This is a genomic window from Nocardia sp. 852002-20019_SCH5090214, from assembly GCF_001665865.1.
GTDB classification, from domain to species: Bacteria; Actinomycetota; Actinomycetes; order Mycobacteriales; family Mycobacteriaceae; genus Nocardia; species Nocardia nova.
In genome coordinates, this window is record NZ_LZMK01000404.1 from 37,472 (window position 1) to 50,018 (window position 12,547).

Annotated in this window: 12 protein-coding genes; 5 read left to right on the top strand and 7 right to left on the bottom strand. The window is 68.7% G+C overall.

All coding sequences use genetic code 11. The annotated features are described in order from the left end of the window. Window positions 1–19: 19 nt before the first annotated feature. Complete coding sequence (locus tag A5780_RS33945; protein ID WP_064911094.1) at window positions 20–862, bottom strand: LysR family transcriptional regulator; 843 nt, start codon at window positions 860–862, stop codon at window positions 20–22. Between the two features lie 70 nt (window positions 863–932). On the opposite strand from A5780_RS33945, the gene A5780_RS33950 reads away from it, so the two are divergent. Next, window positions 933–2,084, top strand: a complete 1,152-nt coding sequence (locus tag A5780_RS33950) for a YbfB/YjiJ family MFS transporter (RefSeq protein WP_231983181.1) — start codon at window positions 933–935, stop codon at window positions 2,082–2,084. Here A5780_RS33950 and secG read toward each other — a convergent pair. Genes secG through A5780_RS33970 form a run of 4 tightly spaced genes read right to left on the bottom strand, consistent with a single transcriptional unit; the run spans window position 2,071 to window position 4,919 of the window. After that, a complete protein-coding gene (gene secG / locus A5780_RS33955; protein ID WP_030518417.1) occupies window positions 2,071–2,304 on the bottom strand; it encodes a preprotein translocase subunit SecG in 234 nt (77 codons plus the stop codon). The genes A5780_RS33950 and secG overlap by 14 nt on opposite strands. Window positions 2,305–2,324: 20 nt before the next feature. After that, window positions 2,325–3,071 (bottom strand): SDR family oxidoreductase, encoded by a 747-nt coding sequence (locus A5780_RS33960; RefSeq protein ID WP_030518416.1) that lies wholly within the window; start codon window positions 3,069–3,071, stop codon window positions 2,325–2,327. Window positions 3,072–3,102: 31 nt separating this feature from the next. Beyond that, window positions 3,103–4,287 carry an NADH:flavin oxidoreductase gene (locus A5780_RS33965; protein WP_064911095.1) on the bottom strand — a complete coding sequence of 395 codons (1,185 nt, stop codon included), beginning with the start codon at window positions 4,285–4,287 and terminating at the stop codon, window positions 3,103–3,105. 2 nt (window positions 4,288–4,289) lie between these two features. Further along, window positions 4,290–4,919, bottom strand: coding sequence for a TetR/AcrR family transcriptional regulator (locus A5780_RS33970; protein ID WP_064911096.1), 630 nt, complete (start codon window positions 4,917–4,919; stop codon window positions 4,290–4,292). Window positions 4,920–5,085: 166 nt separating this feature from the next. Here A5780_RS33970 and A5780_RS33975 point away from each other — a divergent pair, with 166 nt between their 5' ends. From A5780_RS33975 to A5780_RS39595, 3 genes are all read left to right on the top strand, one after another. After that, window positions 5,086–6,225, top strand: a complete 1,140-nt coding sequence (locus A5780_RS33975; RefSeq protein WP_063013330.1) for an LLM class flavin-dependent oxidoreductase — start codon at window positions 5,086–5,088, stop codon at window positions 6,223–6,225. A 51-nt stretch (window positions 6,226–6,276) separates the two neighbouring features. Then, on the top strand, window positions 6,277–6,957 hold the full coding sequence (locus tag A5780_RS33980; RefSeq protein WP_030514038.1) for an FMN reductase: 681 nt from the start codon (window positions 6,277–6,279) through the stop codon (window positions 6,955–6,957). A gap of 134 nt (window positions 6,958–7,091) precedes the next feature. Further along, window positions 7,092–9,524, top strand: coding sequence for a thiamine pyrophosphate-dependent enzyme (locus A5780_RS39595; protein WP_369829567.1), 2,433 nt, complete (start codon window positions 7,092–7,094; stop codon window positions 9,522–9,524). A 13-nt stretch (window positions 9,525–9,537) separates the two neighbouring features. Here the strand turns inward: A5780_RS39595 and A5780_RS33995 are convergent, their stop codons facing one another. Then, a complete protein-coding gene (locus A5780_RS33995) occupies window positions 9,538–10,713 on the bottom strand; it encodes a cytochrome P450 (protein ID WP_064902658.1) in 1,176 nt (391 codons plus the stop codon). A 110-nt stretch (window positions 10,714–10,823) separates the two neighbouring features. Here A5780_RS33995 and A5780_RS34000 point away from each other — a divergent pair, with 110 nt between their 5' ends. Next, a complete protein-coding gene (locus A5780_RS34000) occupies window positions 10,824–11,666 on the top strand; it encodes an SAM-dependent methyltransferase (RefSeq protein WP_063013332.1) in 843 nt (280 codons plus the stop codon). 94 nt (window positions 11,667–11,760) lie between these two features. Here A5780_RS34000 and tpiA read toward each other — a convergent pair whose 3' ends face one another. Beyond that, a complete protein-coding gene (gene tpiA, locus A5780_RS34005; RefSeq protein ID WP_030514034.1) occupies window positions 11,761–12,546 on the bottom strand; it encodes a triose-phosphate isomerase in 786 nt (261 codons plus the stop codon). Window position 12,547 lies beyond the last annotated feature (1 nt).

The window sequence follows — 12,547 nt, forward strand, 5'->3', positions numbered from 1 at the left end:
CCTCCGGCGTTCGAGACCCTCAGCCATTCGCTGCGAGGTCGAGGAAGCTCCGCACCGACCTGGCCGGCGCGGGCCGGGTCCGCCAGGCCAGCCGCAGGGCCGACGGCGGGGCGTCCGGGATATCGAGGTAGGCCACGCCGGGATGCGGCGCTCGGGTGCGTGCCAGCTCGGGAACGGCCCCGATCCCCCGGTCGGCGGCGATCAACTCGATCCACTCGTCGAAGTTCGTGCAGGTGACGATCTCGCGGCCGGGTTCGGCTGCGGGCCAACTGGTTTCGTCGGTGGTGCCGGAGACGGTATTGACCACCAGCGGATAGGCCGCCAGATCCTGCCACCGCAGCGCCGCCGCGTTGGCCAGCGGCGAGCGGATGGACACCGCCGCCACCCGCCGCTCGGTGCCGATGATCCGCCCGGTCATGGCGGCAGGCAGCCGAATATCCTTGCGATACAGCGCGATATCGATACTTCCCGCCGCGACGGCGGCCACCGGATCGTCGATGCGATGGATGCCGACCCGCCCGCCGCGCGCCTCGAAGCGCGTGCGGACCTCGGTGAACCAGTCGTCGGGCAATAGCCAGGAAAACCCCACCGATACCCGGGCTCGCAGCCGCAGATCGGCGGTGACGGCATCGATATCGGCGACGATCCGGGTCGCGGCCGCGAGCAGATACTCCCCTTCCGCGGTGAGGACGAAGCGCCGCGCACTGCGCTCGACCAGCCGGCAGTCCAGAATCCGTTCGGCCTGTTGCACGGTGCGAGTCAGCGAGGGCTGGGTGGTGTGCAGCCGCGCTGCGGCGCGGGTGTAGTTGGCTTCCTCGCACAGCACCAGGAACGCGCGCAGATGCCGCAATTCCAGATCCATACGTTCAGCGTATACATCGTGCACAGGAAGCATTTCACGGGGCCGCGCCGGATCCGTAGCGTTGGTCGGCGTGACCATCGCACTTCCTCGACAGGCATCGCTCGCGCCCGCGCTGCGCGCCTCGGCCGGATTGGCCGCCGCCATGGGCATCGGTCGCTTCGTCTACACGCCGCTGCTTCCGGTGATGATCGACGCCGGACGCTTCGGCGCACATACCGGCGCGGTCGTGGCCGCGGCCAACTATGCGGGCTATCTGCTGGGCGCGGTCGCGCTGGCGCGGTTTCCGGAATACAACGGCCGCACGACTTTTCGGCTGTCGGCCGCCGCGCTGGTGGCGAGTGAGGCGGCCATGGCGATCCCCGCGCCGGCGATCCTGCCGATCATCCTGCGGACGGTGGCCGGCGTCGCGAGCGCGGTGCTGTTCATCGGCTGCGCGCAGATCGCCGCCCGGCACGAAAACCGAAGGCGCGCAGCGGGTATCGCCTTCGCCGGAGTGGGCACGGGAATCGCGGCGACGGGTGCGCTGGTACTGATCGCGCAATCGGTGCTGTCGTGGCAGGCGCTGTGGCTCGCCGCGGCCGCGCTGACCGCGCTGCTGCTGTGGCCGGCCCTGCGGCTGGAAGTCGTCGCCGGTAGCCGTACCGGCGCGGCGACAGTGCGGTCGCCACGCTCCTGGCGGTTGCTTCAGCTGACCTATTTCCTGGAGGGGCTGGGCTACATCGTCCTGGGAACGTTCCTGGTCGCCGCCGTGGACGCCACCGGTCATCGGACCGCGGGCACCGCGATCTGGATCGTCGTGGGAGTGGCGGCCGCCCCCGCGACCGTGGTGTGGAGCCTGATCGCCCGGCGGGCTACTCCGGTGATCGCCCTGGTGGCCGCCCTGGTGCTGCAATGTCTGTCGGCTCTGCTGCCGACGCTGTCGGCGGGTGTCTGGCCGGCGGTGGCGTCGGCCGCGCTGTTCGGCGCGACCTTCATGGGAATCACCCTGCTCGCCCTCGAGATCGGCGACGATCTGGCCGGTCCGGGTGCGGCGGCGACGTTGACCGCCGGATACGGGCTCGGCCAGATGCTCGGACCTCTGGCGGTGGCGCCGGTGCTCGGCGACAGCTACGCCGCCGCGTTCACGATCGCGGCGGCGATCCTGGCCGTGGCCGCGGTATCGGCGATCGCGATCTGCTCGCGGCGGCGCCGTGACGCCGCCGCGACGATCAGGCGAACTTGATCTCGAAGCCGATACCGAGGATGGCGATGAACCAGATCAGGCCGACGAAGATGGTGATGCGGTCGAGGTTCTTCTCGACCACCGTGGATCCGGACAGACTCGACTGCACACCACCACCGAACAGGCTGGACAAGCCTCCACCCTTCGCGCGGTGCAGCAACACCAGCAACACCAGCAGGACGCTGGTGATGACCAGGAGGATATCCAGGAACATTTGCATGCCGACAGTTTATGGGATGCTCAGCCCACCACCGAACCGGCCGTCATCCCGCCGTCGACGACGAATTCCGCACCGGTGCAGTAGCTGGATTCGGTGCTCGCCAGAAAGACCACCAGATCCGACACCTCGGCGGGCAGGCCGAGCCGCGCACGCACATTCTCGCCGCGATCGACCGCGATCTCCTCGGTGACCCCGATCATCGGCGTCAGAATTCCGCCGGGATGCACCGAGTTGACCCGCACGCCCTCGGGCGCGAGTTCCAGCGCGGCCGACTTGGTGAGCCCCCGCACTCCGAACTTCGAGGCCGTGTAGGCGTGCATGCCGCTCACGCCCTGCATACCGGCCGCGGAGGAAATATTGATCACCGCGGCAGGGCGGGCGGCGACCAGCGCGTCGCGCGCGGCGCTCAATCCCAGGAAGGGACCGGTCAGATTGATGTCGATGACCCGCTGCCACTGCTTCTCGGTGTAGGTGCCCAGCGGGCCGCCGTCCAGCACGCCCGCATTGTTGACCAGCACATTCAACAGCCCGAATCGTTCGACGGTGGCGGCGACCGCGGCCTGCCAGCCGGCGGCCTCGGTGACGTCGAGATGTACGTAGCCGGCCTGCTCACCCAGTTCCGCGGCCAGCGCCTGGCCCGCGTCGTCGGCGATGTCGCCGAGCATCACCCGCGCTCCCTCGGCGACGAAGGCCCGCGCGTGCGAGGCGCCCATGCCGGAGGCGCCGCCGCTGATGAGGGCGACCCGGCCCGTCAAACGTCCACTCATGACATCGTCTCTCTTCTCTCGTCTATCGGGGTCAGGATGCGGGAATGGACGGGCCGTCCAGCCGCAGCACGCACCGGGTGCCGGTGTAGATGGTGGGCATGCATTCGTTGCAGTGGATGCAGGCCGAACGGGTCTCGGCGTCGGAGCCGATGCGCTGCAGCAGATCCGGCTCGCGGAGCAGGGCGCGGCCCATCGCCATGAATTCGAAGCCCTCACGCCGGGCCCGCCGCATATCGTCGATATCGGTGATGCCGCCCAGCAGCACCAGCGGCATCGACAGCTCGCGGCGGAACTGGCGGGCCCGTTCGAGCAGGTAGGTGCCGTGATATGGGTACTCACGCAGGAACGCCTTGCCGACGACCTTGAAGCCCAGCCGGGTCGGGCCGGGCAGCGTCTTGGCGAAAGCCTGCCGTGGCGCATCGCCGTGGAACAGCAGCATCGGGTTGAGCAGCGAACTACCCGCGGTCAGTTCGAGGGCGTCGAGTCCGCCGTCGGATTCCAGCCAGGAGGCCACCTGGAGTGACTCGGCCAGCGAAAATCCGCCGCGCACACCGTCTTCCATATTCAGCTTGGCCAGAATCGCCAGCCGGCCGCCGACGGCTTCGCGCACCGCGAGCGCGATCTCACGGGCCATCCGGGCGCGATGTTCCAAGGGCCCGCCGTAGGCATCCTTCCGGCGGTTCAGCAGCGGACTGAGGAACGAGCTGACCAGATAGTTGTGGCCGAAATGCAGTTCCACGGCATCGAATCCGGCCTCCTCGGCCAGCAACACCGCCCGCACGTGCGCGGCCACCACATCCTGGATCTCGGCCACCGAGGGCGACCGCATCATCTTCATGCTCAACGGCGACCACAACCGCGTCGGCGCCAGCGCCGGTGCCCGGTTCGAGGCCGCGTTGGCGACCGGGCCCGCATGGCCGATCTGCGCGCTGACCTTGGCTCCTTCGGCGTGGATGGCGTCGGTGAGCCGCCGCAGTCCCGGTAGCGCCTCGGGGCGCATCCAGATCTGGTGGCGGTCGGTGCGCCCGCCCGGGGCGACGGCACAGTAGGCGATGGTGCTCATCCCCACGCCGCCGGCCGCGATCTCCCGATGGAACTCGATCAGTTCGTCGGTGACCAGCGCGTCGGGGGTCCGGCCCTCGAAGGTGGCGGCCTTGATCACCCGGTTGCGCAGGGTGATCGGGCCCAGATCGACGGGTTCGAAAATATCGTTCACTACTACTCCTGTACGGCGGGATGCGAAGCGGTGGAGGCGGGCACGGCGGGATGCGGGGTATCGGTAGCGGGCGGCGGTGCGCTCAACCCGGCGATGACGAATTCGCGCAGCGTCGCCACCGCGGACGGCGCGATGTCGTAGTCCTCGGTGCTGCCGAAGCGCATGATGATCAGGTCGAAGGCCAGCTGCCAGCGGCGGCGGGCCTCACCGGAGGTCAGCTCCGGCAGCAGCTGTGACCACGACTCCATCCGGAACCACTGGTGCTGCCAGGACATCGGCCGCCGGCGCAGGATCAATCCGGCCAGCAGCCGCAGATGCAACCGGCCCATCGGGTCGGCGGCGAGCTCGACGAACGGCGCGAGCACCGCGTCGAGCACCGCCGGGACCGAGCTCGGCTCGGTGGCGGTGGCCGCGGCCAGCCCCTCGGCCCACAGCGGTCCGAGCCGATCCTCGATGAGCGCGGCGATCAGCGCCTCCTTGGAGCCGAAGTGGTAGTGCACCGCGGCCGGGTTGGCGCCCGCGGCCACGCAGATCGACCGCACCGAGACGTCCTCGTAGCGCTCGGTCAGCAGTAACCGCTCCGCCGCCGCCAGCAGTTTGGCCCGGGTCCCGGCTGACACCTTCTCGCCCATGCCGTTAGTGAACCACGACACAGAACAGGTTTCAATCACTGATTGAATCAGTGAGACAAAGTGCTGCGCACCGGCCGTTTCTCGAGTAGTGGACATGTCAAGGAATACTGGGACATCTGCCCTCGTTCAGGTGATTGAACTTTTGATCAGATCTCAGGAGGCGGCCATGCAGTTCGGCATCTTCACCGTCGGCGACGTCACCGTCGATCCGACCACCGGCATCGCGCCCACGGAGGGCGAGCGCATCGACGCGATGATGCGACTGGCCCTGAAGGCCGAGGAGGTCGGGCTGGACGTGTTCGCCACTGGCGAGCACCACAATCCGCCGTTCGTGCCGTCCTCGCCGACCACCATGCTCGGCTGGGTCGCGGCGCGCACCGAGAAATTGCAGTTGTCGACCTCGACCACGCTCATCACCACCAACGACCCGGTGAAGATCGCCGAGGACTACGCGATGCTGCAACATCTGTCGGGCGGCCGGGTCGACCTGATGATGGGCCGCGGCAACACCGGGCCGGTCTACCCGTGGTTCGGCAAGGACATCCGCAAGGGCGTCGAGCTCGCGATCGAGAACTACCACCTGCTGCGCCGGCTGTGGCGCGAACCGGTGGTCGACTGGCAGGGCCAGTTCCGCACGCCGCTGCAGGGATTCACCGCGACTCCCGCACCGCTGGACGGCACGCCGCCGTTCGTGTGGCACGGCTCGATCCGTTCGCCGGAGATCGCCGAGCAGGCCGCCTATTACGGCGACGGCTTCTTCCACAACAACATCTTCTGGAACAAGGAACACACCGAGGAGATGGTGCGGCTGTACCGGCAGCGGTTCGAGCACTACGGTCACGGCTCGGCCGACCAGGCGATCGTCGGTCTGGGCGGGCAGGTGTTCATGGCCGAGACCGAAGCGGAGGCCAAGAAGTTCTTCCGGCCCTACTTCGACAACGCGCCGGTCTACGGGCACGGTCCGTCGCTGGAGGATTTCAGCGAGATGACGCCGCTGACCGTCGGCACTCCCGAGCAGGTCATCGAGCGCACCCTCGGTTTCGCCGACTACGCCGGTGACTACCAGCGCCAGCTGTTCCTGATCGACCACGCCGGTCTGCCCATCGACGTCGCCCTGGAACAGGTCGAGATCCTGGGCCGCGAGGTGGTGCCGGTGCTGCGCAAGGAATTCGAATTGCGCCGTCCCGCGCACGTTCCCAGCGATCCGCCGACCCACGCGTCGCTGGTGGCCGCCGGTCCGGAGGCGCCGCATCATCTGGTGGAGCCGGCGCGTGAGCGGCTGCTGGCCGCGGCCGAGCAGGCCTGATTCATTCCACCGCGTATTCATCCGACCGCATCGAACGAGGGACGAAAACCCATGTCGCACACCGTTGTCGTACTCACCGCCGGGTTGTCGCAGCCGTCGAGCACCCGCCTGCTCGCCGATCAACTCGCCGATGCGGTGGCCTCGGCCGTCGGCGCCCGCGGTGAGGCCGTGACCATCGAGGTCATCGAATTACGGGATCTGGCAAGCGATCTCGCCGCCACGATGGTCTCCGGCGGCCTGCCGACGCCCGCGGTGGCGGCGGCGCGGGAGAAGGTGTCCGCGGCCGACGGCCTCATCGCCGTCACCCCGGTGTTCGCCGCGAGCTACTCCGGGCTGTTCAAGATGTTCGTCGACGTGCTCGACACCGAGGCGCTCAACGCCATGCCGGTGCTCATCGCAGCCACGGCGGGAACCGCCCGGCACGCGCTGGTGCTCGAGCATGCGATGCGGCCGTTGTTCACCTACCTGCGCGCGGTCGTCGTTCCGACCGGCGTGTTCGCCGCGACCGAGGATTTCGGTTCGGCCGGACTGGGTGAGCGGATCCACCGCGCCGCGGCCGAATTCGCCACCCTGGTGGTCGCGGTACCGACCGGCGTGGACGGGTTCCTCCCCGAACCGGCCCGGACCCGGCAGTCGGGTAACCACGTCGGCGAGGTGACGCCGTTCGCCAAGCTGCTCGCGGGCCACACGGGACACACCGAACGTCCCCACCGGCCGGCCGAACAGCGGTAGGACACCGCGCTTCTCTCCCCTGCCGGCCCGGCCCACGCTCCGATCGACTCGCTCGGGGTAGGCCGGCGGGTTCGCTTCGACCGCCCGCACACCCAATCCGGTGCGCGGGCGGTCGCACGCGACATGATGGAGGGGTGACTGCGGGCCCGGAAGAGCTTCTCGACGACTGGTTGCGTGTATCCCTGGCGGAGGTGCGGCCGGGATCGCGACGCGCCGCCACCGATCCGATCGGCAGCGGCAGTCCGATCACCGTCGGGCCGTGTCTGGACTTGTTCGACGCTCAGGCCACGAGCCGGCATCTGGATTTCGCGGCACGGCGGCTCGGCGCGAGCAAGCGCGGGTACTACAGCATCGGGTCCAGCGGGCACGAGGGCAATGTGGTGCTGGCGCAGGCATTGCGCAGCACCGATCCGGCGCTGTTGCACTACCGGTCCGGTGCGTTCTTCGTGCACCGCTGCCGGCAGATCCCGGGACTGGACCCGATCCGTGAGGTGCTGCTGGGAGTCGTCGCGGCGGCCGCCGATCCGATCTCGGGCGGGCGGCACAAGGTGTTCGGCAGTGCGCCCGCGTCGGTGATACCGCAGACCTCGACCATCGCCTCCCATCTCCCCCGCGCGATGGGTCTGGCCTTCGCGCTCGATCGGGCCCGCCGGCTGGGCCGGGAGACGCCGTGGCCGCGAGATGCGGTGGTGCTGTGCACATTCGGCGACGCCTCGGCCAATCACTCCACCGCGACCGGTGCGATCAACGCCGCGATCCATACCGCGCACCAGGGTATACCGATGCCGCTGCTGTTCGTCTGCGAGGACAACGGGCTCGGTATCAGCGTGCCCACTCCCCCGGACTGGATCGAAGCGGCCTTCGGATCGCGACCGGGGCTGCGGTATTTCGACGCCGACGGATCCGATCTCCGGCAGGCCCTGTCGGTGGCGTCGGCGGCCGCGGAATCCGTGCGTGCCCGGCGGCGTCCCGCACTGTTGCGGCTGCGCACGGTGCGGCTGCTCGGGCACGCCGGATCCGACGTGGAGTCGGCGTACCGCCGGCCCGAGGACATCGAGGCCGACCGCCGCCGCGATCCGGTCGCCGCGACGGCCCGGTTGCTCGTCGAGATCGGTGCCGCCACCGCCGAAGAAGTTCTCGCCCACTACGACGCGATCGGCGCCCGCGTGGCGGCGACGGCGGCGCAGGTGGCCGAAGAACCGCATCTGGACTCGGCCGAGGCGATCCGGGCGCCCCTGGAATTCGGGCGTGCCCGACAGCCTTCGCCGAATCCGAAGCCGGGCCCCCGCGCCGGAGACCGCATGCCGGCCGCTGCCACCACGGCCTCGCCGCAGCAGTCCGAGAGCGCTACGCGGACAGATACTTTCGAGCATCCGGCGTCCCGGACCGAGTCCGCGCCGGCCACCGAACCGGCACACCGCACCGACTTCGGTGGCTCCCCCGCGGTACCCGCGGATTCCACCGGCGCCTCGACGGACGGTGAGACGAGCCCGGCGCCGCGCTCGCATGCCGGGGCCTCGGAGCAAACCGCCGACCGCACCGGGCCGATGACGCTGGCGCAGGCGATCAACCACACGCTGGCGTCGTTGCTCGACCACGACCCCGATGTGCTGGTTTTCGGGGAGGACGTCGGCCGCAAGGGGGGCGTCTACGGCGTGACCAAGGGGCTGCAGCGGCAGTTCGGGGCGCGGCGGGTGTTCGACAGCCTGCTGGACGAGCAGAGCGTGCTCGGTACCGCGCTGGGCGCCGGACTCGCCGGATTCGTACCGATTCCGGAGATCCAGTATCTCGCCTACGTGCACAATGCGCTGGATCAGATCCGGGGTGAGGCGGCGACCCTGCCGTACTTCTCCGCAGGGCAGTACCACAACCCGATGGTGGTGCGGATCGCCTCGTTCGCCTATCAGCGCGGTTTCGGCGGGCACTTCCACAACGACAATTCCGTTGCGGCGCTGCGTGATATCCCCGGCGTGGTGGTCGCGGCGCCGGCCCGGGCCGACGACGCCGCCGCGATGTTGCGCCGGTGCGTCGAGGCCGCTCGCAACGAGGGCCGGGTGTGTCTCTACCTCGAACCGATCGCCCTGTACCACACCCGCGACCTGCACCGCCCCGGCGACGGGGGCTGGCTCGCCACCCCCGATGACGATCCGGTATCGCTCGGCCGGGCCCGAATCCACGGCGACGGAACGGATCTCACGATCATCACCTTCGCCAACGGTGTGCCGATGAGCCTGCGTGTCGCACAGCGTCTGGCGGACAACGGCATTCGCGCGCGGGTGCTCGATTTGCGCTGGCTCACACCACTTCCCGTCGACGATCTGCTGCACCATGCCCGCGCTACCGGCGCCGTTCTCGTCGCCGACGAGACCCGCCGCAGCGGCGGTGTCTCGGAATCGGTGTGCACCGCACTGCTCGACGGCGGTTTCGACGGCCGCCTCGCCCGCGTCACCAGCGCCGACAGTTTCGTTCCGCTCGGACCCGCCGCCGAACTGGTGCTGCTGAGCGAAGCGGCGATCGAGGCCGCGGCGCATCGGTTACTGAAATCCGGCCCGCGCCACGAGGGTTAGCGGCCGCGGATGATCAGCGCAGTGTGACCGTTGTCGGCAGCGCGGCGAAACCGCGATTGTTCGAGGAGTGGATGCGGCGCAGCCCGGACGGGTCGATGTCGTAGTCGGCGATGCGGGCGGTGATCTCCCCGAGCGCGGTCCGCAACTCCAGCAGGCCCAGATTCGAGCCGAGGCAGTGGTGGCGGCCGCTGCCGAAGACCAGCGCATCGGAGGTGTCGCGATCGAGATCGAAGACATCGGGCCGGTCGAAGACCTCGGGATCGCGGTTCGCCGAACCGGTCAGCAACAGCATCCGCGCACCCGCCGGAATCGTGACGCCGTGCAGTTCGACGGCCTCGGTGGTCGTGCGCAACTGCGACTGGGTCGCCGGGTCGTAGCGCATGCCCTCGGCGATCCAGTCGTCGACGCGCCCGAGCGCCGCGGCCCGCTGGTCCGGATGCGCCCATCCGGCGTACCAGATATTGCCCAGTGTGAGCATGGTCGTCTCGATCCCCGCGCCGATCAGCAGGATCAGCACGCCCACGATTTCCTCCGGGGTGAGCCGGTCGTCCCCGTCGGCGGCGTCGAGCAGACCGGACAGCAGATCGTCGGTGCGGTGCTTACTGCGTTCGATGGTCAGCTCGGTGTAGTAGCCGACCAGGGCGCCGATCGCCTGCATCGCCTCCGGCCGCAGATCGGTCGACTCCTCCTCGGTGTACATGATCTCCATGCCGAGTTTGCGCACCAGATCGCGATCCGCGCTCGGCACGCCGACCAGTTCGGAGATGACCTCGGTCGGATACGGGCCCGCGAACTCGGTCATCAGGTCGAAACTGCCGCGTTCGAGCAGCGGCTCCAGCAGGCCGGTGGCGATCTCGCGCAGCCGCGGCGCCAGCGCCTGCACCCGGTGCGCGGTGAACGCGCGCGTGACCAGGCCGCGCATGCGAGTGTGTTTCGGCGGGTCCATCGCCACGAAGGAGAAGAACTGCTCGGCCTGCGGGCCCCAGAAGGCCGGCTCCATCCGCAGCCCGTTGGCGCTCGAGAAGCGGTCCGAATCACGCAGTGCGGCAAGCACATCGGCGTAGCGCGACAGCGCCCAGAAGTCGTCGTCGGAGTTGCGGAACACCGGTGCCTGCTCGCGCAACTGCGCGTAGAGCGGATACGGATCGTCGTGAATGCCGAAATCGTACGGACTGAATTGCACTGACATCTTCGACCTCCCCGACCGCACGGCGGGGGCCGCGCCGGTTCGCCATCCGAGCTGACAGGATGACAGTAGTCGATAATGGTTCGTCGCCGCCGACAGAAGGAAGAGGTGTAATGGAACCAGTGACCGGATCACACGGCCCGCATACGGATCCCGTGGCGCCACCCGGTATCGATGTCACCACCCCGCATCCGGCCCGGCGTTACGACTACTGGCTCGGCGGTAAGGACAACTTCGAGGCCGACCGCGCCTCCGCGGAAGCGGTCGCCGAGGCTTTTCCCAGCGTGCAGATCTCCGCACTGGAGAATCGGGCATTCCTGCACCGAGTGGTCGGTTATCTCTCGGCCGAGGTCGGTATCCGGCAATTCCTGGACCTCGGGGCCGGCCTGCCGACAGCCGGAAACGTGCACGAGATCGCGCAGGCCGCCGCGCCCGAATCCCGCATCGTCTACGTCGACAACGATCCGATCGTCGCCCTGCACGCCCGCAGCCTGCTAGACAGCGCCCCCGAGGGGGCAACCGCCTATCTGGAAGCCGACGCGCGCGACCGCGAGCGCATCCTCACACATCCGGAGCTGCTCGCCACCTTGGATCTGTCGCAACCGGTGGCGCTGATGATGCTTGCTGTCGTGCATTTCTTCACCGACGAGGACCGTCCCTACGACATGGTGCGCCAGTGGGTCGACGCGCTGGCGCCGGGCAGCTATCTGGTCGTGTCGCATGCCACCAGCGATCACCTCTCCGAAGAAGACCTCGCCGACAGCGAACAAGCCAACAAGCGCAGCGGTATCCCGTTCCGGCTGCGCTCGACAGCCGAGTTCAGCCGATTCTTCACCGGCCTCGAACTCGTCGAACCCGGGATCGGATCGGTCATCCACTGGCCCACCGAATCCCGGCGTGCCCATCCCCGGCCGGAGGCGGTGTCGATGCTCGGTGCGGTGGCGCGCAAACCCTGATCCGGTTACTCCACGACGTCGGCCCCGGTTCCACAGTACGCGGAAACCGGGGCCGAATCATTTTGTGCTGCAGGCGATTACCCGCCCGTGGCGATCAGGGCAGCGGACCGCCCGCGGCGATCGCCGACAGGGTCGCGAATTCGTCGCCCTTGAGCGAGGCGCCACCGACGAGCGCGCCGTCGATATCGGCGGCCGCGATGAGCTCGCCGACGTTCTTGGCGTTCACCGACCCGCCGTAGAGGATGCGCACACCCGCCGCGACCTCCTGGCCGGCCAGCTCCGCCAGTTCGGCGCGCAGCGCACCGCACACCTCCTGCGCGTCGGCCGGGGTGGCGACGCGACCGGTACCGATCGCCCAGACCGGCTCGTAGGCGATGACGACCTTCGCGATCTGCTCCGGCGTCAGTCCCTTGAGCGAACCTCGCAACTGCTCGAGGTTGTACTGCACATGGGTCTGCGCCTCGCGCACGCCCAGCCCTTCGCCGATGCAGACGATCGGCGTCATGTCGTACTGCAGCACCTTCTTGGCCTTCGCCAGCACCGTGGCGTCGTCCTCGTTGTGGTACTGCCGCCGCTCCGAGTGGCCGACCACGACGTAGCTGCACGACAGCTTCGCCAGCATCGCCGCACTGATCTCACCGGTGTAGGCACCGGATTCGTGCACCGACACATCCTGGGCACCGAAGGTGATCCGCAGCCGGTCGCCCTCGATGAGGGTCTGGATGCTGCGGATGTCGGTGAACGGCGGGATGACCGTGACATCGACCTTGTCGAAGTACTTGTCCGGCAGGGCGAACGCGATCTTCTGCACCAGGGCGATGGCCTCGAGGTGATTGAGGTTCATCTTCCAGTTGCCGGCGATCAACGGTTTGCGTGCCATG

Bases quoted from the DNA above. Each gene is read 5' to 3' on its own strand.
- A5780_RS33970 (WP_064911096.1), bottom strand. From the start codon at position 4,919: ATGGGCGAGAAGGTGTCAGCCGGGACCCGGGCCAAACTGCTGGCGGCG.
- A5780_RS33995 (WP_064902658.1), bottom strand. From the start codon at position 10,713: ATGTCAGTGCAATTCAGTCCGTACGATTTCGGCATTCACGACGATCCG.
- A5780_RS34000 (WP_063013332.1), top strand. From the start codon at position 10,824: ATGGAACCAGTGACCGGATCACACGGCCCGCATACGGATCCCGTGGCG.
- A5780_RS33980 (WP_030514038.1), top strand. From the start codon at position 6,277: ATGTCGCACACCGTTGTCGTACTCACCGCCGGGTTGTCGCAGCCGTCG.
- secG (WP_030518417.1), bottom strand. From the start codon at position 2,304: ATGCAAATGTTCCTGGATATCCTCCTGGTCATCACCAGCGTCCTGCTG.
- A5780_RS33945 (WP_064911094.1), bottom strand. From the start codon at position 862: ATGGATCTGGAATTGCGGCATCTGCGCGCGTTCCTGGTGCTGTGCGAG.
- A5780_RS33960 (WP_030518416.1), bottom strand. From the start codon at position 3,071: ATGAGTGGACGTTTGACGGGCCGGGTCGCCCTCATCAGCGGCGGCGCC.
- tpiA (WP_030514034.1), bottom strand. From the start codon at position 12,546: ATGGCACGCAAACCGTTGATCGCCGGCAACTGGAAGATGAACCTCAAT.
- A5780_RS33975 (WP_063013330.1), top strand. From the start codon at position 5,086: ATGCAGTTCGGCATCTTCACCGTCGGCGACGTCACCGTCGATCCGACC.